General features: G+C 66.9%; 22 protein-coding genes. 6 read left to right on the top strand and 16 right to left on the bottom strand.

The window, feature by feature from the left end; genetic code table 11:
• Positions 1–5: 5 nt before the first annotated feature.
• Positions 6–3230: a BTAD domain-containing putative transcriptional regulator gene (locus tag DK926_RS01755; RefSeq protein WP_243636588.1), complete on the bottom strand. Its 3225-nt coding sequence runs from the start codon at positions 3228–3230 to the stop codon at positions 6–8.
• Between the two features lie 162 nt (positions 3231–3392).
• Here DK926_RS01755 and DK926_RS01750 point away from each other — a divergent pair, with 162 nt between their 5' ends.
• Entirely contained in the window at positions 3393–4658 is a 1266-nt protein-coding gene (locus tag DK926_RS01750; protein WP_114328187.1) for an Hsp70 family protein, read from the top strand.
• A gap of 60 nt (positions 4659–4718) precedes the next feature.
• Positions 4719–5588 (top strand): 1,4-dihydroxy-2-naphthoate polyprenyltransferase, encoded by an 870-nt coding sequence (locus DK926_RS01745; protein WP_114328186.1) that lies wholly within the window; start codon positions 4719–4721, stop codon positions 5586–5588.
• On the opposite strand, the gene DK926_RS01740 is transcribed toward DK926_RS01745, so the two are convergent.
• Entirely contained in the window at positions 5585–5965 is a 381-nt protein-coding gene (locus DK926_RS01740) for a phage holin family protein (RefSeq protein WP_068429223.1), read from the bottom strand. The two genes, DK926_RS01745 and DK926_RS01740, sit on opposite strands and share 4 nt — an antisense overlap.
• A 68-nt stretch (positions 5966–6033) precedes the next feature.
• Between DK926_RS01740 and pepN the strand changes: the two genes are divergently transcribed.
• Positions 6034–8484 carry an aminopeptidase N gene (gene pepN / locus DK926_RS01735; RefSeq protein WP_114328184.1) on the top strand — a complete coding sequence of 817 codons (2451 nt, stop codon included), beginning with the start codon at positions 6034–6036 and terminating at the stop codon, positions 8482–8484.
• 86 nt (positions 8485–8570) lie between these two features.
• Here the strand turns inward: pepN and DK926_RS01730 are convergent, their stop codons facing one another.
• Together DK926_RS01730 and DK926_RS01725 are read right to left on the bottom strand one after the other, a co-directional pair.
• Positions 8571–9659 carry a PLP-dependent cysteine synthase family protein gene (locus DK926_RS01730; protein ID WP_114328182.1) on the bottom strand — a complete coding sequence of 363 codons (1089 nt, stop codon included), beginning with the start codon at positions 9657–9659 and terminating at the stop codon, positions 8571–8573.
• Positions 9659–9979 carry a DUF4229 domain-containing protein gene (locus DK926_RS01725; RefSeq protein WP_068427461.1) on the bottom strand — a complete coding sequence of 107 codons (321 nt, stop codon included), beginning with the start codon at positions 9977–9979 and terminating at the stop codon, positions 9659–9661. Before DK926_RS01725 ends, DK926_RS01730 begins: the two co-directional genes overlap by 1 nt.
• Before the next feature lie 257 nt (positions 9980–10236).
• Between DK926_RS01725 and DK926_RS01720 the strand changes: the two genes are divergently transcribed.
• Together DK926_RS01720 and DK926_RS01715 are read left to right on the top strand one after the other, a co-directional pair.
• Positions 10237–10449, top strand: coding sequence for a BldC family transcriptional regulator (locus DK926_RS01720; protein ID WP_068427505.1), 213 nt, complete (start codon positions 10237–10239; stop codon positions 10447–10449).
• Positions 10450–10549: 100 nt separating this feature from the next.
• Entirely contained in the window at positions 10550–10750 is a 201-nt protein-coding gene (locus tag DK926_RS01715; RefSeq protein WP_068427459.1) for a hypothetical protein, read from the top strand.
• A gap of 39 nt (positions 10751–10789) precedes the next feature.
• On the opposite strand, the gene DK926_RS01710 is transcribed toward DK926_RS01715, so the two are convergent.
• The 8 genes from DK926_RS01710 to DK926_RS01675 all read right to left on the bottom strand — a co-directional run bounded on the left by DK926_RS01710 (position 10790) and on the right by DK926_RS01675 (position 18456).
• Positions 10790–11788 (bottom strand): MinD/ParA family protein, encoded by a 999-nt coding sequence (locus tag DK926_RS01710; protein ID WP_243636617.1) that lies wholly within the window; start codon positions 11786–11788, stop codon positions 10790–10792.
• A gap of 135 nt (positions 11789–11923) precedes the next feature.
• Complete coding sequence (ccsB, locus tag DK926_RS01705) at positions 11924–12892, bottom strand: c-type cytochrome biogenesis protein CcsB (RefSeq protein WP_114328177.1); 969 nt, start codon at positions 12890–12892, stop codon at positions 11924–11926.
• A gap of 3 nt (positions 12893–12895) precedes the next feature.
• Positions 12896–14557 (bottom strand): cytochrome c biogenesis protein ResB, encoded by a 1662-nt coding sequence (locus DK926_RS01700; protein WP_114328175.1) that lies wholly within the window; start codon positions 14555–14557, stop codon positions 12896–12898.
• Positions 14554–15372 carry a cytochrome c biogenesis CcdA family protein gene (locus tag DK926_RS01695; RefSeq protein WP_114328173.1) on the bottom strand — a complete coding sequence of 273 codons (819 nt, stop codon included), beginning with the start codon at positions 15370–15372 and terminating at the stop codon, positions 14554–14556. The genes DK926_RS01700 and DK926_RS01695 overlap by 4 nt, the downstream gene beginning before the upstream one ends.
• On the bottom strand, positions 15369–15962 hold the full coding sequence (locus tag DK926_RS01690; RefSeq protein ID WP_068427454.1) for a TlpA disulfide reductase family protein: 594 nt from the start codon (positions 15960–15962) through the stop codon (positions 15369–15371). Before DK926_RS01690 ends, DK926_RS01695 begins: the two co-directional genes overlap by 4 nt.
• Positions 15955–16626, bottom strand: a complete 672-nt coding sequence (locus tag DK926_RS01685; protein WP_068427452.1) for a histidine phosphatase family protein — start codon at positions 16624–16626, stop codon at positions 15955–15957. The genes DK926_RS01690 and DK926_RS01685 overlap by 8 nt, the downstream gene beginning before the upstream one ends.
• An 8-nt stretch (positions 16627–16634) precedes the next feature.
• Positions 16635–17957, bottom strand: coding sequence for a glutamate-1-semialdehyde 2,1-aminomutase (gene hemL, locus DK926_RS01680; protein WP_114328172.1), 1323 nt, complete (start codon positions 17955–17957; stop codon positions 16635–16637).
• 52 nt (positions 17958–18009) lie between these two features.
• On the bottom strand, positions 18010–18456 hold the full coding sequence (locus DK926_RS01675) for a DUF1707 domain-containing protein (protein WP_243636587.1): 447 nt from the start codon (positions 18454–18456) through the stop codon (positions 18010–18012).
• Positions 18457–18601: 145 nt separating this feature from the next.
• On the opposite strand from DK926_RS01675, the gene DK926_RS26405 reads away from it, so the two are divergent.
• Positions 18602–18781, top strand: coding sequence for a hypothetical protein (locus tag DK926_RS26405; protein WP_125833356.1), 180 nt, complete (start codon positions 18602–18604; stop codon positions 18779–18781).
• 19 nt (positions 18782–18800) lie between these two features.
• Here DK926_RS26405 and DK926_RS26970 read toward each other — a convergent pair whose 3' ends face one another.
• The 4 genes from DK926_RS26970 to DK926_RS01655 form a co-directional block, all read right to left on the bottom strand.
• A complete protein-coding gene (locus tag DK926_RS26970; protein ID WP_243636586.1) occupies positions 18801–19373 on the bottom strand; it encodes a hypothetical protein in 573 nt (190 codons plus the stop codon).
• A 114-nt stretch (positions 19374–19487) separates the two neighbouring features.
• Entirely contained in the window at positions 19488–20156 is a 669-nt protein-coding gene (gene bioD / locus DK926_RS01665; protein WP_114328168.1) for a dethiobiotin synthase, read from the bottom strand.
• On the bottom strand, positions 20153–21295 hold the full coding sequence (locus tag DK926_RS01660) for an 8-amino-7-oxononanoate synthase (RefSeq protein ID WP_114328166.1): 1143 nt from the start codon (positions 21293–21295) through the stop codon (positions 20153–20155). The genes bioD and DK926_RS01660 overlap by 4 nt, the downstream gene beginning before the upstream one ends.
• A 19-nt stretch (positions 21296–21314) precedes the next feature.
• Positions 21315–22583 (bottom strand): adenosylmethionine--8-amino-7-oxononanoate transaminase, encoded by a 1269-nt coding sequence (locus DK926_RS01655; protein WP_114328164.1) that lies wholly within the window; start codon positions 22581–22583, stop codon positions 21315–21317.
• Positions 22584–22604: the final 21 nt, after the last annotated feature.

Raw genomic sequence — 22604 nt, 5'->3', positions numbered from 1 at the left:
CCGGGTCAGGACCGAAGCAGCTCGAGTATCCTCTCGAGCGCTTCGGTTCTCGTCGTCTTCGCGACACGGGCAACCTGGTCGTCGACGACGGCGTCGCCGAGAACGCGTCGTGCCGCGTCGAGATGCAACTGGGGACGCATGGTCGAGTAGTCGTGTCGTGCATGCACTTTCACCGACAACACCAGGAGCTCGACGCCTCGTCCGGGGTCACGCCCGGAGTGGACGTCGAACGATCCGACGGCACAGGCGACCGATCCCAACTGCGGCAGGTCGCGGAACTCGTTGGTTCCGAGCCGTCGTAGTGCGACCTCGGTCAGAACGACGACGGTGTCGGCGATGCGGTCGACAGCACCGTGCAGCACGTGAGCCGCGACGGATGCGGCGGCGAGCAGCGTCAGATACGGGTCGGTGGGTACGTCGGCCGAGAAGCCGGCGATCTCGGTGGAGCGACGGTACAGCGCGAGACCGGATTCGATGTTTCCCTGCGCCAGGTCGGCCTCCGCACGCGTGGCGGTGATCGACGCCAGACGCTGATCCTGTTGGTCGGCATCCGAGCTGATCGACGACTCACCGTCCACGCTCATCGCAGCGACGTCGTCGATCAGTTTGCGGCCCTCGGCAATTCGACCGTCGGCGATGAGCGCAGCGCCGGCGAACCCGCGCATCTGTGCGCTCTCGTCGAACGAATGCAGACGCCACAGCAGATCGGCTGCGCGCGCATAGTGCGACACGGCGAGATCTGCTCGGCCCGACTGTCCGTGAATACTTCCGAGACTCTGCGACGCCGACGCGGCGGCCCACGTGTCACCGCGGTCGACGGCGAGTGCATAGGCGACGTCCGCGTCGCGCGCGGCAAGGTGCAGGTAGCCGAAGTTCTCGGCGAGCCCCGCTCGAACCATTCGTGCTGCGCAGCGACGCGCGGGCTCGTCGGCCCGGACAGCATGGGCCAGTCGTCGTGGGAGACCTCGACCGTCGGTACGTCCGACCAGGACCTCCGCGACGAACCGCAGGCCCGGCTCGACACCGGACCGCGCACGTAGGCTGCGGCGCAATCGAGTTCGAACTCGTGCCGCATCCCGGACCTGACCGCCGCGCCCGACGTGCGCCAGGAGCACGACGTGGGCGAGCACGGGAGAATCGTCGTCGACATTCACGACCGCAGGTGCGTCCGTCATCCGCGGCGCCCAGTTCAGCACCTCGGTGTGCGCGCCGCGCAGCGACCAGAAGAAGGCGAGCGCCGCGAACACCGTGTACGCCTGCGGCCACCGCTCGTCGTCGACTGCATGGCGCAGCACGTCGACCAGGTTGTCGTGGTCGGCTTCGAGCATGCGGATCACCGAGACCTGGTCCGGCGTGCGAAAACCCGCGACCGCAGTGCGCGCGACGGCAGTCCCCCACGCGAGCAGTCGTGCGCCGACCTGCGCGGCCTCGTCCTCGCGCAGTTGTTCCTCACCGAATTCCCGGACCGTCTCGAGCATGTGGTAGCGCACGTGCTCGTTCTCGTCGACGACGGTCAGCAACGATTGGTTCACGAGCCCGTCCAACGCATCGGCGACGTCGTCGACGCCCGCGAACCCGGCGACACGCTCGGCAGCGTCGACGGTGAATCCCGCTGGGAAACGACACAATCGGGCCAGCGTACGTTGTTGCGGCGGCTCCAGCAGATTCCAGCTCCATTCGATGACCGCATGCAACGTCCGGTGCCGCACGGGACGGGTGCGATCGGTGCTGCGCAGCAACGCGAATCGATGCTCGAGTCTCGCATTGATGTCCGCGACGGTGAGGGTGCGCACGCGGGCCGCAGCTAGTTCGATGGCGAGAGGCAACCCGTCGAGCGTGCGACACAGGCGATCCACCTCGATCGGGTCGAACGACGCCGCCGGCCGCACCGCCCGCGCTCGGGACACGAACAATTGCGCTGCCGGAGAGTCGATTCCACCGGCGACCAGAGGCGGAAGCGGGTACGCGGATTCCGACGTGATCGACATCGGAGACCGGGAGGTGGCCAGCACCGTCAAAGACGCACTGGCACCGATCAATTCGTCGACGATCTCCGCCACGTCGTCGATCAGATGTTCGCAGTTGTCGAGAATCAGCACTACCGCCCGACCGGACAACGCCTCCCGCAGACGCTCCCCCGCGGTCCGTACACGACCACCTCCGATGCCGCCGATCTTCAGATCCGTCTCGCTCAGCCCGAGCGTTCCACTGATGGCGGCCACGACGTCCTGGCCGCGACGCAACGACGCGAGCTCGACGAGCACCACCGGCACCGATGACGACGCGCGCGAGCCGATTTCGTGAGCAAGACGCGTCTTACCGCTTCCGCCCGGTCCGACGATGGTGGTCACCCGAGCCCGAGTCATCAGCGATTCGATCGCGGCGATGTCGCGCTCGCGACCGATCAACACGTTCGGCGCGGCACGCAACCCCACCGCGACGGGGGTGCGCGGCACGCTCGCCGACAGAATTTCGGCGTTGAGGTCGACGAGCATGGGCGACGGGTCGGTTCCCAGACGGTCGGCGAGGTTCTCCCGCAGCTCGGCGAACACCGCGAGAGCCTCGTTCGATCGGCCGAGGCCGTGCAGGCATCGCATGAGATCGGCAGCAGCACGCTCGTCCAGCGCATCCCGTGCCGCGACGCGGCGAGCCGGCGACAAGGCCCGCTCGAAGTTGCGCAGCCCGAGCAGAGCCTCGATCTCGATCGCGTCGAGCGCATCCGACGCGGCGTCCGCACGTGCTTTCAGGTCGTCGCCGACGGTTCCGTCCGGAAGATCGGAGGCAGGCTCGCCTCGCCACAGCGCGCGAGCCTGCCCGACCAGGTCGAGAGCCGCGTCGACATTGCCGGACGCGAGGTGACCGCGAGCCTGCCCGACGCGGGTTTCCGCGCACGTCAGGTCCAGCTGTTCCGGCGTCAGTACCAAGCGGTACCCGGCGGGGCTGCTCGACAGAGTGTTCGGCGGCAGGACGGCCCGAAGCCGAGAGACCTGGGTCTGCAGCGCGTTCTTCGGGGCCCGCGGGGGCGCGTCGGGCCACACGTCGTCCAGGAGCGCGCCGACGCTCCGGCTGTGCCCCGGCGCGCACGCCAACGCGACGAGCAGGGCCCGTGCCCTGGCGCCGGGAATGGACACGAGTTGCCCGTCGACCCGGGTGCTGACAGCACCGAGCACGCCCACGTCGATCCTGACGGCGGGGGCGTCGACGTCGACTGCGCGAGTATCCAGAGGCACCGATCGACATCGTAGGTGAGTGTGCCGACACGATCCCACATTCAGCCCCTGGTCGGTTATCGATCATAAAACAAACCGAAAGACGGTATAGTGCGACGGGGGTCACCAGGACGCGCAGGTGGAGGAACTGCCGAATCGGGGAGTTGGAGGGCGCGAGAAGCAATGGTGTCGATAGGAATGTCGATGGGCGCGAGCGGCATTCGTGCCGTGCGCACGGCCGACGGCGTGTCCTTCTCGGCCGAATGGTTTCCGTCTGCGGCCGACCTTCCCGACGCCGACGACGTCGCGCACGCCATCCGGACCATCGTCGACCGCTCCGACCCACCGCACTCGCTCGGCGTCGCGTTCCCCGACCCCAGTTACTCCGCAGCACTGAAAGCGGCGCTCGTCGAGGAGTACGTCTCGGAGGTCCACATCATCTCCGAGATCGCGGGCACCCTCGAACAGCTTCGGGCCGACCCCGATTTCCGATACCGCACGGTGGCGATCTACGACCTGGGCGCCACCGGCCTGGACATGACCGTCGCCGATACCGACAGCGGCACGGTCTATGCCGCGACGAGGTCGCAGGAGCTCAGCGGCGACGTCCTCGATCTCGCGGTGCGCGACTACCTCATGACGCTCGACATCCTGGCTACTCCGCGCACTCCCGACGAGGAAGCGGGACTGCTTGCGTTCAGCCGCGAGATCAAGGAAGCGTTGTCGACGCACGAGGCAACCCAGACGTCCGACGGCGCCTTCCGACTGATGGACCGGCGGATGTTCGAGATCTGCATCATGCGGGCGGTCGAGCGGTCCGCCATCGCGCTGCGCGATCTCGCGGAGATGTCGGAGATTCCGCCGGAAGCCGTCGTCGCGATCGGAGGCGGGGCCCGGATCCCGCTGATCGAGGACATTCTCGGGCGCTACCTGCAGCTTCCCGTCGTCAGGCCCGACGCACCGGACTTGATCGCGTCGCGAGGCGCAGCGCTGTACGCGACACGTGTCGACGGCGTGCGCAACTCGGCCGCGCCCCCTGCCAGGCGCAGCGCAAAATCGCTGCTGACGCCGCTGCTGCGCTTCGGTCTGCCGTCCGTCGTCGCATTCGGGTTGTTGTCGTGGGTCATGTGGCCGTCGCCGGAGGCGGAATCGACGATGACCCGCGTTCCTGCTCCTGCCGTCGACACGTCGTCGACGCCGACGGCGCCCGTCACCGCGACACAGCTGCTGACCACCCTCCCGCCACCTGCTCCGGTCGTCGAGAACACCCCCACGATCGAGGCGCCCCCCGCCGATTCGCAGGCGTCTGCGCCGAGTGTGCCGCGCTACGACACCGGTGGGTACGTCGAACCCGCTGCCCCGCCGCCACCTCCCCCGCCGTTCCAGTTGCCGCGCATCGAGTTGCCACAGATTCATCTACCCGTTCTGCCGCCGTTGCGTTTTCCCTAGGTTCTCCGCGTCTCGACACCTCCCGAGACAGACCTGGACGGCATGCGCAAAGATCGATGAATGGCCACCACAGCGCAATGGATCGAAGGCGCCCGTCCGCGGACGTTGCCGAATGCAATCGCCCCCGTACTCGTCGGAACGGGCGCGGCCGCATCGCTCGACGCGGCGGTGTGGTGGAAAGCGCTGCTCGCGCTCGTCGTGAGCCTGGCGCTGATCATCGGCGTCAACTACGCCAACGACTACTCCGACGGCATTCGCGGCACCGACGACGAACGCGTCGGACCGCTCCGGCTCGTGGGATCGAAGTTGGCGTCGCCCGGCTCGGTGAAAGCCGCGGCGATCGGATGTTTCGTCGTCGGCGGTGTCGCGGGACTGGTTCTCGCGGCGACGACGGCCTGGTGGCTCGTGGTCGTCGGCGCGGTCTGCATCGCGGGCGCCTGGTACTACACGGGCGGCACGAAGCCGTACGGCTACGCGGGACTCGGCGAAATCGCCGTGTTCGTTTTCTTCGGACTGGTCGCGGTGTTGGGCACGCAGTTCGTGCAGGCGGACCGCGTCGACTGGGTCGGTCTGGTCGCGGCGATCGCCGTCGGGTCGTTCTCGAGTGCAGTACTCGTCGCCAACAATCTGCGGGACATCGACACAGATCCGGATTCGGGAAAGCTCACGCTCGCAGTCAAATTGGGCGACACGCGGACACGACTGCTCCACCTTGCGCTGATGGTGGTGCCGTTCGCCGTCACCGTGGCTCTCACTGCCCGGACGCCGTGGGCGCTCGTCGCGCTCATCGCTCTGCCGCTGGCGGCACGGGCCAACAAGCCGGTGCGGTCCGGGCAGACAGGATTTGCGCTGATCCCCGCGCTACGCGACTCCGGCCTGGCCATGCTCGTCTGGGGCCTGACGACCGGAGCCGCACTGGCGTTCGCCTAACGGCGTTCCGGGACGAACGCTCCCAGCAGCCAGTTGACGATCGAGATGATCAGCGCACCCCAGAAGGCCGCGCCGAACGTGGCGATCGTCAAGCCGTACTCGGTAGCGGACGAGATCCACGCCGTCAGCATCAGCATGAGCGCGTTGATGACGAGGGTGAACAGGCCGAGGGTCACGATGAGCAGCGGGAGCGACAACAGCTTCACCAACGGCTTGACGAACGCGTTGACGATCGTGAACACCGCAGCGATCCCGGCCAGGACGAGCAGGTCCCAGGCGGTCCCCCGCCCCGAACTCGATACGGCGATCCCGGACACCCACTGGGCGGCCAGCCAGATCGCGACTGCATTGATCACGAGCCGTACGAGAAATGTCATGCGAGCCACCCTACGTGCGTGCGAATGTACAGCCGGCTATACATTCGCGCGCACGTAAGGTTTCACCCATGAGCACCGCGAACCTGACCCGGACCGAAACCCGCCGCCGCTCTCGCCACATCGACAACGTCACCTATCGCGTCGAACTCGATCTGCGCGGCGCCGTCGGCGACTCGGCGACCACGTTCGGTACGCGCACGACCATCACGTTCGACGCCTCGACACCCGCCACCTGGCTCGACTTCATCGGCGCCGAGGTCAGGTCGGTCACCCTCGACGGTGCCGAAATCCCGGTCGAGTACGACGGTGCGCGCATCCAACTGGTCGGACTCGGCAAATCCAACACCGTCGTCGTCGACGCGGTGGGACGCTACAGCCGGACGGGCGAGGGCCTGCATCGCTTCGTCGATCCCGTCGACAACGAGGTCTACCTGTACACGCAGTACGAACCCGCCGACGCACGACGGGTCTTCGCGAACTTCGAACAGCCGGACATCAAGGCGCCGTTCACGTTCCAGGTACAGGCCCCGGAGAACTGGGAGACCCTGTCCAACCGAACCGGCACCACGAACGGATCGACGACGACGTTCGAGCCGACGCTCCCGATCTCCACGTACATCACCGCGATCGCCGCCGGCCCGTACCATCGCGCCGAATCGGTATGGCAGCGCGGCGATCTCACCGTCGAGCTCGGGGCGCTGTGCAGAAAGTCCCTCGCCGACAATTTCGATCCCGACGACATCTTCGAGATCACGAAGCAGGGCCTCGACTTCTTCCACGAGAAGTTCGACTTCCCCTACCCGTTCGGCAAGTACGACCAGATCTTCGTTCCCGAGTACAACCTCGGCGCCATGGAGAACCCGGGACTCGTGACCTTCACCGAGTCGTACGTATTCCGTTCCGCCGCAACCGAAGCGCAGTACGAGCAGCGCGCCAACACGATCCTGCACGAGATGGCACACATGTGGTTCGGCGACCTCGTGACGATGGAGTGGTGGGACGACCTGTGGCTCAAGGAGTCGTTCGCCGACTTCATGGGCGCATACTCATCCGCACACGCCACGCGTTTCACCGACGCGTGGGTCAGCTTCGCGAACCGCCGCAAGGCATGGGCATATCTGCAGGACCAGCTTCCGACGACGCATCCCATCGTCGCCGACATCCCGGACCTCGAAGCCGCGAAGCTGAACTTCGACGGCATCACCTACGCCAAGGGCGCCAGCGTTCTCAAGCAACTCGCCGCATACGTCGGCGAAGATGCGTTCTTCGAGGCGTCACGACGCTACTTCGCCGAATTCGCCTACGGGAACACCACTCTCGCCGATCTGCTGACGCACGCGTCCGCGGCATCCGGGCGGAACCTCGAGGACTGGTCCGCGGCGTGGCTGCAGACGACGGGCGTCTCGACGCTGACCTACACCGGCACGGGCGTCGAGCAGACCGACCCGCGACCGCATCGCATCGCCGTCGGCCTGTACGACGCGGACGTCGACGGCACCATCGTGCGCACGTCGCGTCGCGAGATCGACCTGGTCGACGCGTTCACACCGATCGAACTCCCCAGCGCCGCACTGGTTCTCCTGAACGACGACGATCTCACCTACGCGAAGATCCGATTCGACGACCGTTCGCTCGACACCATCCGTACGTCGCTGGGAAGCGTCGTCGATCCCCTCGCGCGCGGGTTGATCTGGTCGGCACTGTGGAACGCGACGCGTGATGCGCAGCTCGACCCACGCACCTACCTCGATATCGCGTCGCGCTTCGCTGCATCGGAGAGCAAGGTCGGCGTTCTGGCGGCGGTCGTCGCCAACGCTCAGTACGCGATCGATCACTACCTCGCCGATTCTGCTGCGGCAGCCAATGATTGGCTCGCCACGTGCTGGTCACAGCTCGAAACCGCGGACCCGGGCAGCGACGCTCAGATCGTCTGGCTGCGCGCCGTCGCCGCCGCCGCGTCACGCTCCGACGTGCGACCCGGGCAGCTCGACCGCGTTCTCGACGGCACTCTGCCGATCGAAGGAATCGACCTCGATCCCGAACAGCGATGGATGCTGCTGAAGGCCGTCAGCGCCCGCGGAAACGCATCGCCGACGCGTCTCGACGCCGAATTGCAGACGGACGGAACGGCGTCGAGTCGTAACTCGCATCGCGCCGCGATGGCCGCGATGCCGAACGCCGACGCCAAGGCCACGGCGTGGTCGGATCTGTTCGACTCCGACGAACTGTCCAACGACGCGGTCGACGCGGCCGTGTGGGGATTCCGAGCCGGCGGCCGTCGCGATCTGCTCGAACCGTACGACGAACGCTACTTCGCCTCGATCGCCGATCTGTGGTCGGCGCGCAGTATCGAGATCGCCCGACGCCTCGTCGTGGGCCTGTTCCCGCAGCAGGATTCGACCGACGCCGCCGACGCCTGGCTCGCCGCGCACGAATGGGCGCCCGCCGCGCTGCGGCGCCTGGTCGTCGAACAGCGTGATTACCTCGCGCGCGCGTTGACGGTGCAGCGGGCGTTCTGAGCCCGTGACCGCGCAGGTTGCAGCGCACGCGCACGTTGCAACCTGCGCACCTGCTGGAACCTGCGCGGCGGCCGGCCGACCACGACCTAGACCCTGAACTCCCCGGTCCGAGCGAACCCCTCCAACGTCGCCGTCGGGCCGGTCAGGTCCATCCCCTGCCCTGCTACCCAGTCGTCGTCGAAATACGTTCCGGCATAGCGCTCTCCGCCGTCGCACAGCAGTGTGACGACGCTGCCCTTCTTTCCGGCGGCGATCATGTCGGAGATCAGGCCGAAGGCTCCCCAGAGGTTGGTTCCGGTGGAGCCGCCGACGCGTCGGCCGAGCACCGTCGAGGCGTGCCGGGCGGCGGCGACGGATGCAGCGTCGGGAACGGCGATCATTCGGTCGATGACCTGACCGACGAACGACGGTTCGACGATGGGCCGTCCGATTCCCTCGATGCGCGACGGTTTGCCGGTCGAGAAACCCGCATCACCGGTCTCGTAGCCACCGATGAACGCCGAGTTCTCGGGATCGACGACGGCCAGACGCGTCGCATGACGCCGGTAACGGATGTAGCGGCCGATCGTGGCGCTCGTCCCGCCGGTGCCCGCTCCGACGACGATCCACGTGGGGATCGGCGACTCTTCCCTGCCGAGCTGGTCGAAGATCGATTCGGCGATGTTGTTGTTGCCGCGCCAGTCCGTTGCGCGCTCGGCGTGCGTGAACTGGTCCATGTAGTGCGAGTGCGGCTCGGCCGCCAGCCGGTGCGCCTCGGTGTACATCGACGCGGGGTCGTCGACGAAATGGCAACGCCCGCCGTGGGATTCGATCAGGGCGATCTTCGCGGGGCTCGTGCTGCGCGGCATGACGGCGACGAATTTAAGACCGAGCAGCCGCGCGAAGTACGCCTCGCTGACGGCCGTCGACCCGGACGACGCTTCGATGACCGTCGTGTTCTCGGTGACCCAGCCGTTGCAGATCGCGTACAGGAACAACGACCGTGCCAGCCGGTGCTTGAGGCTGCCGGTGATGTGGGTCGACTCGTCCTTCAGGTAGAGCTGCACGCCCCACGCGCCCGGCAGCGGGTACCGCAGCAGGTGCGTGTCCGCGCTTCGTTGCGCGTCGGCGTCGATCAGCCGGACCGCGTTGTCGACCCACTCACGCGACACCGAGTGGTCGACGACGCGCGACACTACTGTCCGTCCTCGCCGCGCAGCTTCGCTTGCAGTTCGGCGCGGGCTCGGCGACGGCCCTCGTCGACCCCTGCGATGGATTCGTTGACGCGGATGCGGAGCGATTTGAACAGCACCAGCGACAACGGTAACGAAATGAGGACGGCGAACACCGCAGCGACGAGAACGGGCACCTCGACACCGACGAGGAGACCGATGCCGATGATCGCGGCCGCGATGACAACGACGAGCAACAGCCGGGCTCCCGAGTAAAGCGCGACGTCACGGAACAGTTGTCCCTTGGTCGCGGTGGGCACGGGCTTGGCATTGCGTTCGTTCACAAACCCCAGGTTACCGCCCCGACCGCACCCGATTCGGACCGCCTGACTTATCCGATTTGTCTATTACCTCCCCTTTACCAACTTTAGATCAGTCGAGTACCTAGGGGTTCGAGTGCCACCATGGAGCCCGACATCGAAAGTTGTTTCATTCACGTCACGGCAACGGCCGACGACGAGCAGCGAGAACGACCGGTTTCCGCGCCGTCGTCAGGGACACCGACGCTGCCGTGACACAGCATGCAGGAGGACACGACAAGATGAGCGCACCAACACTGCACAAGGCTCAGGACGCACTGCTCACCCCGGGACAGGTAGCCGCGCTCTTCCACGTCGATCCGAAGACCGTGACCCGCTGGGCACATGCAGGACGACTCGGATCGCTTCGCACTCCAGGAGGCCACCGTCGCTTCCGCGAGGCCGAGGTGATGCAGCTGCTGACCTCCCTCACCACCGAGGCCGGCCACCGGTAGGTCGCCGTTCGACGCAGGCGCCGAATTCTCAGGAAACTGCGAGCCGCGTAGGGTGCCAACGGCTACCCTGCGCGGCTACCCTCGTATGAGGAGGTGCGTCGTGATCTATCTTTTGGCGTTGATCGGTTTGATTGCAGTGATCGTGTTGTTCTGGAAGGCGTTCGGACCCACGCGTCAGGCGCCCGCAGGCAAGGTGATCGGCCCTGACGACGACCCTGAATTCCTGTGGCGCATGAACCGTGACGCGAAGCGTTCCGGCAAGGACGGCCCGGATACCAGCTCACCGGAACCGACCGAATAGACCTGCGGGACAACCGAAGAACACAGACCAGCCCGGCGCTCACGCGCGGGCTGGTCTCGTCTTACCGCCGCTCGACTCGTCTGTCTCGCGCGTTCGCTCGACGTCCCCCGGCCGATTGCTCGGGAATCCGGCCGCGACGGCGGCAGCGAGTTCCAGCAGAGCGTGCCTCGTGCCGCGACGCAGCCGCTTCACGTCGATCTCGGCGCCTTCCTCGAGATGCGGGTCGAAGGGAACGATCACGACCTGTCTGCATCGCTGCTCGAAATGTTCGACGACCTTCTGTACATCCACCTTCCCCGCCCGCGGCCGGACAGCATTGACGACCGCAACCGACGAACGCACGAGTTCCCGATGCCCGTGCGCGTCGAGCCAGTCCAACGTGGCCGACGCGCTGCGAGCTCCGTCCACCGAACTGGAGCTGACGACGACGAGCGCGTCGGACCCGGCGAGGATTCTGTCCATCGCCGAGTGCATCAACCCGGTTCCGCAATCGGTGAGCACGATGTTGTAGAACTTCTCGAGCAACGTGACGGTGCGGTCGTAGTCGCTGCCGCTGAACGCGTCGGACACTGCCGGGTCGGAATCCGACGCGAGCACCTCGAGCCGATACCGATTCTGTGAGGTGTACGCGCGGACGTCGCTGTACCGACGCAGATCGTCGATGTCTCGCAACAAGTTTCGTACCGTCGCGGGAGTCTCCGTCGGCACCTTCTGACTCAGCGTGCCGCGGTCCGGGTTGGCGTCGACGGCGATCACGCGGTCGCCGCGGATGCTCGCGAACGTCGAGCCGAGCGTCGCCGTCGTCGTGGTCTTCCCGACGCCACCCTTGAGGCTGAGGACCGAGACCCGGTAGCAGCCGACGAGGTGGCGGTCGACCTGCTCGGTCAGGCGAAGCCGTCGTTCGTCACGGGCGCTGTTGCCGACGTCGACGCGTCGGCCGGTGGCCTCGTACAGCCACCGACGCCACCCCGAATACGGCGGCGGTGAGGCCTTCTTGATCAGCAGGGCGTTGGTCAGATCGAGCGCCGACGCCTGCACGACGGGCGGCAGGCGTTCCGGCTCGGGTGCGGCAGGTTCCCCCGAGCCCACCGCTTGCCACGACGTCGTCTTCCGTTCGGCCACGAGCGATCCCCCATCGCTGTCGACTGCTCCCCCGACGCCGGAGGGTACCAGCTAGTTCAGACCGGCATACGAGTGAAGACCCGAGACGACCATGTTGATGATGAAGAGGTTGAACAGCATGGCGATGAATCCGGCGACGTTGATCCAGGCCGCACGGGTGTTACGCCATCCCGACGTCGCACGGGCATGCAGGTACGCCGCGTAGACGATCCAGGTGATGAACGACATCGTCTCCTTGGGGTCCCAGCCCCAGAAGCGGCCCCACGCCGCCTCGGCCCAGATGGCGCCGAGAATGACGCCCGCACCGAACAGTGGGAACGCGACGATGGTGGTCTTGTACGCCAGCCGGTCGAGTGCCTGGGCGTCCGGAAGCTTGGATGCGAAACGGCCCCAGAAGCCGGTGCCTTCCTGTCCGGGCTCGTTCCGGATGCGGAGCAGAAAGAGCACGCTGGCCACACCCGACACCAGGAAGATGCCGCTGCCGACGCTGACGATGGTGACGTGGATCGGCAGCCAGTACGACCGAAGCGCGGGAACGACGGGTGCCGCGTCGGCGTAGAGCTTGGTCGCCGCCAGGAACATCAGAACGATGACCGGAGCGAGCACGAACACCAGCATCGGACGCATGGACCGCTTGCGCAGCAGCAGAATCGACGTCAGGGTCGCGGCCGCGGTAGCCATCGCGACGAATTCGTACATGTTGCCGAGCGGGAAGCGATCGGTGGCGAAACCACGCAGCACGACCGACGCCGCGTGCAGCGCCAATGCCGGGAACAGCAGTGCGTAGCCCATGCCCGCGAGTCGGTCGGACATCGGGCGCTTCGGAGTCTCGACTACACGGCCGGGCACATCTTTAGCCGTGACAGGTGCACCACTGCCGACCAGTTCACGCGCCTGCGCCTTCGACGCCTTCATCGATGCGTACTGCGCGGTGAGCAGGATGAACGCAAGCACGTAGATCGTGAACGCGGATTCGAAGCACAGATCGCTGTAGTGCGCGAGTGTCTCGTTGATCGGCATCGGTCAGTTCTCCTGGTTGGTCCGGTCAGCGGTGGGCCGGTCTGCAGTGGACACGTCACCGATCAGCTTCTCGCAGAGCCTGTCGAACTCGTCTCCCCAGCCCGCCTGATCGGTACGGGCGAGCCCGCCAAGCTCTACTACAGTACGTCGTGTATCGGGTTCCGTGGTGAGCCGGACCCAGACGCGACGTCGTTTGACGATCAGCGAGACCAGCAGGCCACCCATCATCGTCAGCGCGAACACGAGCACCCACGTCTGCGCGGGGTCGTGCGAGACCTGCAGGTTCACGAATTCCTCGGCGCCGTCGAAGCGGACGGTCGTGCCGTCGGAAAGCGTCGACGTCTCCCCCGGCTTCAGGTTCACTCGATCCTGCTTGACGAGCCTGCCCTGATTGATCATTTCCTTGTTCAGCGAGAACAACGACTGCGGATAGCCGGTGTCCAGACCCGTGTCGCCCTTGTAGATGTCGACGGCGACGGCCGGATCCGTCATGGCCGGGTAGCTCGACGACAACAGGTTGCCGTGGAAGAACGCCGTCGGCGCGAACAGTCCCTCGATCGCGATCTGATTCTTGCGACGCTCGGTCGCGTCGGGATAAAGGCCGCCGGGCGGGTCGATCCGCAGCACGCCGCTGGAGAGGAACGTCGTCGCGTCCGTCGGCTGCCACTGGATGGTCTCGGTGCGCGTCTCGCCGTTCGGGAACGTCACCGTGAACGTCGGCGCGTACCCGTGACCCTGCAGGTAGACACGGTCGCCAGCGACGCGCAACGGGTGGTTGACCTGCAGCGTGTCGTCGCGCCAGACGTTGTTCGTCAGGTCGTCGCCCGCCTGATATTCGATGTTCGACGTGAACATCTCGGCCTGGCCGTTGTCGAGGTAGTCGGCCTTGAAGTCCTTGACGCGGATGCACAGCGGCTCGAGGCCGGTGCCGTCGACGAGCTGGCCGGCACGGAACCCGTCGTAGATCGCGGGCGACGTGCTGCAGAATCCGGGGCCGTCGTTGGCGATGACGACGACGTTGCCTTCGTAGCCGAGGAGTTTGCCGAGCGCGATCGCGGCGAGCAGTCCGACGAGCGACAGGTGAAAGACGAGGTTGCCGAACTCGCGCAGGTAGCCCCTCTCGGCCGAGAGAGTCACGTTGTCGCCAGAACCCCTGCGAGCGACCCGCCACCCACGCAGCTGCGCCGCGACCTTGTCGGCGGTGTTCTCCGCCGACTCGTCGGTCGTGTAGGTGCGGTGGTGAGGCAGACGCGCAAGATTGCGAGGCGTCGGAACGGGCTTGGTGCGCAATGCGCGTCCGTGTTCGACGCACCGCGGCACGATACAGCCGACGAGCGAGATGAACAGCAACGCGTAGATCGCGGTGAACCAGAAGCTGGAGAAGACGTCGAACAGTTCGAGCTTGTCCATCAGCGGGCCGAGAATCGGCCTGGCTGCGATGTACTCGTCGACCTTGCCCGAGTTCAGGCTTCGCTGCGGAACCAGCGCGCCGGGAATGGCCGCGAACGCGAGGAGGAACAGCAGAACCAGCGCGGTGCGCATGCTGGTGAGACTGCGCCAGGTGTTCCGCACCAACGCGAGTGCGCGTCCACCCGCGGACTGACGCGGCGGGTTCTGCGACGGCTCGGTGTCGAGGTCCGTCGTATCGCTGGTCGTGTAACTCATATGGGAAGCACCACGTCGGACACGAAGGCGTCGCGGACCCAGCCCACGAACACGTCCCACGCACCCGTGACGAGTGCAATTCCTACTGCTATCAACATGATTCCGCCGAACACCTGTATCTGTCGTGCATGGGTGCGAAGCCAACCGACTCCGCGAAGAGCGCTGGCCGAACCGAACGCGAGAATCACGAACGGCAGACCGAGTCCGAGGCAGTAAGCGACGATCAGCACGACGCCTCGTGCAGCCGTCGCACCCTCGGTTCCCGCTGCGAGCGAGATGACACCTGCGAGCGTCGGTCCGAGGCACGGCGTCCACCCGAGCGCGAACACACCACCGAGGAGGGGTGCACCGACGAGGCTGCCGATTCGACGCGGCTCGAACCGGACGTCGCGCTGCAGCGCAGGCACGAGACCGATGAACACCAGGCCCATCGCGATGGTGACGACACCGCCGATGCGCATCAGCAGTTCACGGTTGACCGACAGCACCGAGATGGCACCGAACACCGTCGCCGTGGCCAGCACGAACACGACGGTGAAGCCGAGCACGAACAGTCCGGCGGCACCGGCGACCCGTAGCTTCGCCGACGTCCGGACCTTCGTCGTCGCGGCTTCCGACGCGGTCACCGCGGGCGCGTCGGCGCCGACGACACCCGCGAGGTACGACAGGTAGCCCGGTACGAGCGGTACGACGCACGGCGACGCGAACGACACCAGACCGGCGAGCAGGCAGACGCCGAGCGCGAGGACGAGAGGGCCCGTCGACGCCGTCGTCTGGAACGTCTCGCCTATCCCTGCCAGATGGACCGTGCTCACTGCTGACCTGACTCCTCGCCCGCGACTCGTTCGACGACGGGCTGCAGATCCTCGGCGAGGAGCTCACGCAGGAACACCGCGGCGACGCGGTGCTGCTTGTCGAGCACGATCGTGGTCGGAACGACCGACGTCGGGATACCACCGAGCGCGGACAACGTGCGCATCGGCGGGTCGTAGATCGACGGGTACGTCACCTTGTTGTCGATGACGAAGTCCTGAGCCTTGTCCTGGGCGTTGTCGCGAACGTTGATACCGAGAAACTGGACGCCGAGATCCTTGGTGCTCTCGAAGACCTGCTCGAGGTCGTCCGCCTCGCCGCGGCACGGTCCACACCACTGGCCCCACACGTTGAGCACGACGGCTTTGCCCTCGTAGTCGTCGAGCGAGGTGGTCTTGCCCTCCTCCATCAGGTCGGGGCCGGACAGCTCACCGATGGTGCCTCGATCCGACGGCGGATCGTAGTAGATCTCGGTCTGCCCACCGGGCGAGACGAAGTCGAACGTGCCACCCGTCGCGACCGCGTCGGTGCCCGTCGCGCAGCCCGCGGTGACGGCGACGACAGCAAGAGCAGAGGCCAGAACCTTACGCACCGGAGACCCTTGGATCGCTGGCACCGGCAGGCTCGGAGTAGACGATGTCGACGAGCGTGTCGCCTTCGTAGACGAGCGACGTCAGCGACGCGAGCCCGCACTGACGGTGCCGCGGGTCGTGCCACAGACGATCGCCCTGGAGGAAGCGTCGCAACGTCCAGACCGGGAGCTGATGGCTGACGCAGACCGCCTCGTGTCCGACGGCCGCGACGCGTGCCGCGTTGACGGCAGCGAGCATGCGATGCGCGATCTGCAGGTACGGCTCGCCCCACGACGGGGTGAACGGGTCGCGCAGCTTCCACCAGTGGCGGGGCCGACGCAGCGCGCCGTCGCCGACGGAGACGCGCAGACCCTCGAAGTCGTTTCCGGCCTCGATCAGGTTCGCGTCCTCGGCGATCGTCAGGCCGTGGGCCTGCGCGATCGGCGCCGCGGTCTCCTGTGCGCGCTGCAGTGGCGATGCCACGACGTGGGTGATGTCGTGGCCGGCGAGAGCGCGGGCCACCGCAGCAGCCTGCGACTGGCCCGTGACGGACAGCCGGAAACCGGGCAGGCGTCCGTACAGGATGCCCTTCGGGTTGTGCACTTCCCCGTGTCGCAGAACATGCACGATGGTCCGCGTCGCCTGATGCGGATGGGTCTCGCTGGAGTCGGATGTGCTGGGCACAGGGCTGCTCACTTGGTTCCTGCTTCTGCTCGGGCCGCTGCGCGGGCTGCATGGGGAAGGGCTTCGGCGATGATCTCGAACGCGGCGTCGTCGAGTGCCGCAGACACGAACCACGCTTCGAACGCGCTCGGCGGCGGGTAGACCCCGCGGGCGAGCAGCTCATGGAAGAAGGCCGGATAGCGCCACGTCTCCGCAGCCTTGGCGCCCGCGTAGTCGGTGACGGGACCGTCCGAGAAGAACACGCTCACCATAGTGCCTGCGAACTGCACGTGATGACGAACGCCTGCCTCGGTCAACGCGTCGCCGAGCAGGCCGCCGAGACGCTCGGAATTCTTCTGCAGCTTCTCGTAGACGGCCGCGTCGGCCAGCTGCAGGCTCGCCAGGCCCGCCGCAACGGCGACGGGATTACCGGACAACGTGCCCGCCTGGTAGACCGGTCCGGCGGGTGCCAGGTAAGCCATGACGTCGGCGCGTCCTCCGAAGGCCGCGGCAGGCAGACCACCGCTCATGACCTTGCCGAAGGTGTAGAGGTCACCGGCGATGCCGTCGATGCCGTACCACCCGGCGGCGCTGACGCGGAAGCCCGTCATCACCTCGTCCATGATCAACAGCGCGCCGTTGTCCGTGGCCAGGCGTCGAAGACCGGCGTTGAAGCCGGGGACAGGCGGGACCGCGCCCATGTTGCCTGCCGCGGCCTCGGTGATGATGCACGCGATCTGGTCCGGGTTCTCGGCGAAGACCGCTTCGACGGCCGCGAGGTCGTTGTAGGGAACGACGATGGTGTCCGACGCCTGTGCGCCGGTGACGCCGGGCGACGTCGGCAGCCCGAACGTGGCGAGGCCGGATCCGGCGTCGGCGAGCAACGCGTCGACGTGTCCGTGGTAGCAGCCGGAGAACTTGACGATCTTGGTGCGGCCGGTGAATCCACGCGCCAACCGGACGGCGCTCATCGTCGCCTCTGTGCCGGAATTCACAAGCCGAACCTGGTCGACGGGGCCCACGCGGCGCACGATTTCCTCCGCGAGCGCGATTTCACGCTCGGTCGGTGCGCCGAAGGACAGGCCGGTCGCCGCGGCCTTCTGAACGGCGTCGACGACGGCCGGATGTGCATGCCCGTGGATCATCGGACCCCACGAGCAGATGAGGTCGACGTACTTGTTTCCGTCGGCGTCCGTCATCGTGTATCCGCTGGCCTCGGTGATGAACCGAGGAGTTCCACCCACCGAGTGGAATGCGCGCACCGGGGAGTTCACACCACCGGGGATGACAGCGCTCGCGCGCTCGAAGAGCTGGGCCGAAACTTCGGGCTCGTAGCCGGGGGAAACAGTCACGAAACCCAGTGTCCCAGGTTTGCCGATCTCGCCAACTACAGGGCGTAATAATTCAGCGCTTCTCGTCCTCGTCGTCGTCCTTGTCGTCCGGAAAGAAGATCATCGCGACGAGGATCAACGCCCAGATGCCCAGCGGCCACCCGGGCCAGTACCCGTTCAATTCGCCTTCGGAGATCGACTGGAACCCCCAGATCCCGGTCATGATGACGGCGCCGCCGAACCACCAGCGCCACTCGTCGAAGTACTCTCGCCATTCCTTGGAGCTCGTCGACTCGGCGGGCGGATCGGCAGGCTTCTCGACGGGAAGATCGTCGGTGAGTCGGGCGAGCTCGCCGCGCGTCGACGATGTCCAGACGGCGTCGAGCCGCTGCTCGTACTCGGCCATCGTCAGTCGTCCCTCGGCCATGGCCGTACCGAGAAACCTGGCCGTGTCCTCACGTTCGGCAGTTCCGACGCGAATCCGGTCGGCCCTGCCGTCGAACCTCTCCATATCGCTCATGACGCGCCCTTCGATCGAGAAACGCACTGTCCGAAATGTCAGGTTACCGAGACCTGGCTACGTCCGGCTGCCGAGAGTAGTTTGGGATGAGTCGGCGATACGCATGTCGTGTCGCACAGGCGGACCGTGTCGGGAGGTCATCGACGTGACTACATCACAGAAGTCGATCGCCGAAATGAGTTCGGACGATCTCTGCGACTTGTACGACAAGCTGAGAAGCGAAGTACGAGAAGCCATTCAGACGAACGCACCCGCCGAACTCGTTCTCCGTGCGGAGAACGAGCTGCGGCGGGTGGGCAATCAGTTGCGGCGACGCGGCCTCTAGGTCGGACCCGGTCCGTGCATCACTGGGGCCGGCGATGCTCGCCGACGTGATTCGGGTCGACGACGTGATTCCGATCGGTCCGACCGGTGTCGACATGCCTGCCGTCGGGGCCGGCGGGGTTGTGCTGCGCGGCGGGGTTCTGCTGCGCGGCGGGGTTCTGTGCTGTGTGATCGCGGCCGTGGTGTTCCTGAACCCGGTGTTCCTGGGTCCCGTGTTCCTGGGTCCTGTGTTCCTGGCCCCGGCCTCCGGTCTTCACGTCCGGGTCGACCTTGTTCGCGCGGGCGAATTCGGCGTCGAGCTCGTCGCGTGACGTTGCAGCATCGCCCTGGTGTTCCTGGGCCTGCAGCGAGAGCCTGCGCGCCTCGGCGGCCTTGGCTTCCGCGTCGGCCTCGGCGCGACGTGCCTTTGCCGCACTTTCGTCGGCGATGGCCTGCTGACGTTCCACGTCGGTGGCCCGCTCGGCGGCCTTCTCACGGATGCGATTCGCTTCGGCCCGTTTGGCCGATTGCTGTTTACGAGACAGCGCCAGTGCGAGTGCGACGACGATCAGAACGACGACGACCGCAATGATGATCCAGACTGCTGTGTTCATGTCCGCTCCCCAACCTAGTAGTCGTGGGTGCGGATACCCGGCGCAGCGTTCGACAAACGGAAGCGGCTGCGCCAGAGGCGGCTGCGCCGCACGTGCGCGCGAATGTGCAGCCCGCTATGCATTCGCACGCACGGGGCGTAGCCACCCTGGGGCGTCGGCGACGAAGCTCTCGCGGGTGCGCGATCCTGCGCCCGCAGGCACGCGGCCGATCAGGGGCACGCCGGTGACGTCGGGAAGTTCGGCGAGGTTGGTGACAGCAGCGAGATCGGGGTCCGCCGGCCAGGAGCCGATGATCAGCCCCGCGCAGTGGACGCCGGCTGCGGCAAGAGCATCCGTCGTGAGCTGCGAATGGTTCAGCGTGCCGAGCCCGGCGCTGCATACGACGACGACCGATGCGTTCAGGCGCCGAGCGACATCCAGCAGCGTGAAGTCGCCGAACCGGACGAGGAGGCCGCCTGCCCCTTCGACGAGCACGAGGTCGCCGTCGATCGCGTCGATGCCCGCCGCCACGTCGTCGAGAGCCAGCTCGGGCAGCCCGGCGCGACGCGCAGCGACGTTCGGAGCGAGCGGATCCGGATAGCGGGCGAATTCGTGCAGCCGGTCGACGCCCGTGAGCCGTTCGATCTCGGCCAAGTCCCCCGGCTCACCTGGAAGCACACCGGTCTGCGCAGGTTTGCACACCGCAACCGACTTGCCCGACGCCTGAGCCGTCGCCGCCAGGGCCGCAGTGACCACGGTCTTTCCGACATCCGTCGACGTCCCGGTCACGATCAGAACCGTCATGCCGCTGCTCGATCGAGCACCGACCCGAGGACCTGCGCGACGCGATCCAGCTCGTCGTCGGTCAACGTCGCACGTGCGGTCAGCCGCAGCCTCGACGTCCCCGCCGGGACCGACGGTGGCCGGAAGCAGCCGACGTGCACGCCCTGTTCGCGCGCGTCGCCGGCAGCGCGGACCGCTGTGTCCGGGTCGCCGAGGACGACGGACACCACGGCCGACTGCGAGTGCGGGACGCCCGCGATATCGGCGAGACGGTCGGCGCGCTCGCGCACCGCGGCGGCTCGTTCGGGCTCGTTCCTCAGCACGGTCAATGCCGCCGACGCCGCCCCGACGGCTGCAGGCGCGAGCCCGGTGTCGAAGACGAACGGCCGTGCGGTGTCGATCAGATGGTCCCGGACGGCAGCCGGGCCGAGCACGACGCCTCCCTGCGACGCAAGCGATTTCGACAACGTGGCCGTGACGACGATGTCCGGCGCCCCGTCGAGGCCTTGCTCCTCGACGTACCCACGACCGCCCGTTCCGCGCACGCCGAGCCCGTGGGCTTCGTCCACGACGAGCAGCGCCTCGTGCGCTCTGCACAGCCGGTGCAGTTCGCCGAGTGGGGCGAGCTCACCGTCGGCGCTGAACACCGAGTCGGTGACGACGAGGGCGCGCTCCTCGGAACGCTCCCGAAGCAGGTGTTCGACGCGCGCCAGGTCCGTGCGGGCGTAAATCTCGACGCGCGCCCTCGACAACCGGCAGGCGTCGACGAGCGATGCATGGGAGTGTGCGTCGGACAACACGAGCGACCCGCGGCCCGACAATGCGGTGACTGCCGCCAGATTCGCGGTGTAGCCGGACGAGAAAACGAGCGCGGACTCCGCGCCCATGAACGTCGACAGGGCGTTCTCGAGTTGGTCGTGCAGCGTGGTGGTGCCGGTGACCAGGCGCGATCCCGTCGCACCGGTTCCGAACGCTCGCGTTGCCGCACAGGCCGCATCGACGACGTCGGGATGCCGCACGAGACCGAGGTAGTCGTTCGATGCGAGGTCGATCATCCGATCGGCGGTCGTACGCGCACGAAGCACGCGGTGCAGCCCCGAGTTCCGTCGGTGCTGTGCCGCGTCGGTCAGCCAGTCGAGTGTCGCCACGCGAGCGACCATACTTGAACGGTGTTCAAGTTCAAACCGTCGACGCGACCGCCACCATCGCCCTCGTGATGGCGTCGACGTCGTTTCCGCTGCACACGTACGGCGGCATGGCGTAGACGAGCTTGCCGAACGGGCGCAGCCACACGCCCTCCCGGGTCGCCGCGTCGGTGGCGCGTTGCATGTCGACGGGTTCGTGCATCTCGACGACGCCGATGCCGCCGAGGACGCGGACGTCGGCGACGGCATCGAGGGTGCGGGCGGGCTCGAGACCACGCCGAAGGGCGGACTCGAGGGCCGCGACCTCGCCCTGCCAGTCGCGTCCCAGCAGTAGCTCGACGGCCGCGACCGCCACCGCACACGCGAGCGGATTGCCCATGAACGTCGGGCCGTGCATCAGTCCGCCTGCCTCGCCCGCGCTGATCGCAGCAGCCACGTCCGCGGTGCACAGCGTCGCCGCCAACGTCATGTATCCGCCGGTCAGAGCCTTGCCGACGCACATCACGTCCGGTGTCACGGACACGTGGTCCGCAGCGAACAACGCGCCGGTGCGGCCGAACCCGGTGGCGATCTCGTCGAACACCAGCAGCACACCGTGCTCGTCGGCCATGCGCCGGAGTTCGGTGAGATAACGCGGATCGTGGAAGCGCATCCCGCCCGCCCCCTGCACGACGGGTTCGACGACGATCGCGGCGATCTCGTCGGCCCGCGCCGCGAGGATGGTCTCGAACTCGACGACGTAGTCGGCGTCGAACTCGCGCGGCGGCGACGGCGCGAAGATCTGCTGCGTCAGCACGTTCGTCCACAGCGCGTGCATACCGCCGTCGGGATCGCAGATGCTCATCGGCGCGAACGTGTCGCCGTGATAACCCCCGCGCCACGTGAGCAGCCGGTTCTTGCCGGGCCGACCGCACGCACGCCAGTACTGGATACACATCTTGACCGCGACCTCGACCGACACCGAACCCGAATCCGCGAAGAACACTTTCTCCAGACCGTGCGGGGTGATGGCGACCAACAGCTCGGCCAGACGCGCCGCCGGGTGGTGGGTCAGGCCGCCGAACATGACGTGAGACATCCGGCCCAACTGGTCCCGGGCGGCCGCGTCGAGAACGGGGTGGCGGTAGCCGTGGACGGCCGCCCACCACGAGCTCATGCCGTCGATCAACTCGGTGCCGTCGGCGAGCCGCAGCCGAACCCCGTCCGCACTCTCGACGACGAGCGGGGTCGTCGAGCTGGGGAATCCGCCATACGGATGCCACACGTGGTCGGCATCGATCCGAAGTATCCGTGAAGTATCGATGGTCCGACACCCTACGTAACC

Source organism: Rhodococcus sp. Eu-32 (genome assembly GCF_003336925.1).
Lineage (GTDB): Bacteria > Actinomycetota > Actinomycetes > Mycobacteriales > Mycobacteriaceae > Rhodococcoides > Rhodococcoides kyotonensis_B.
Note: the sequence above shows the minus strand (reverse complement) of the source record. Positions and strands in the feature narration are given on the sequence as shown.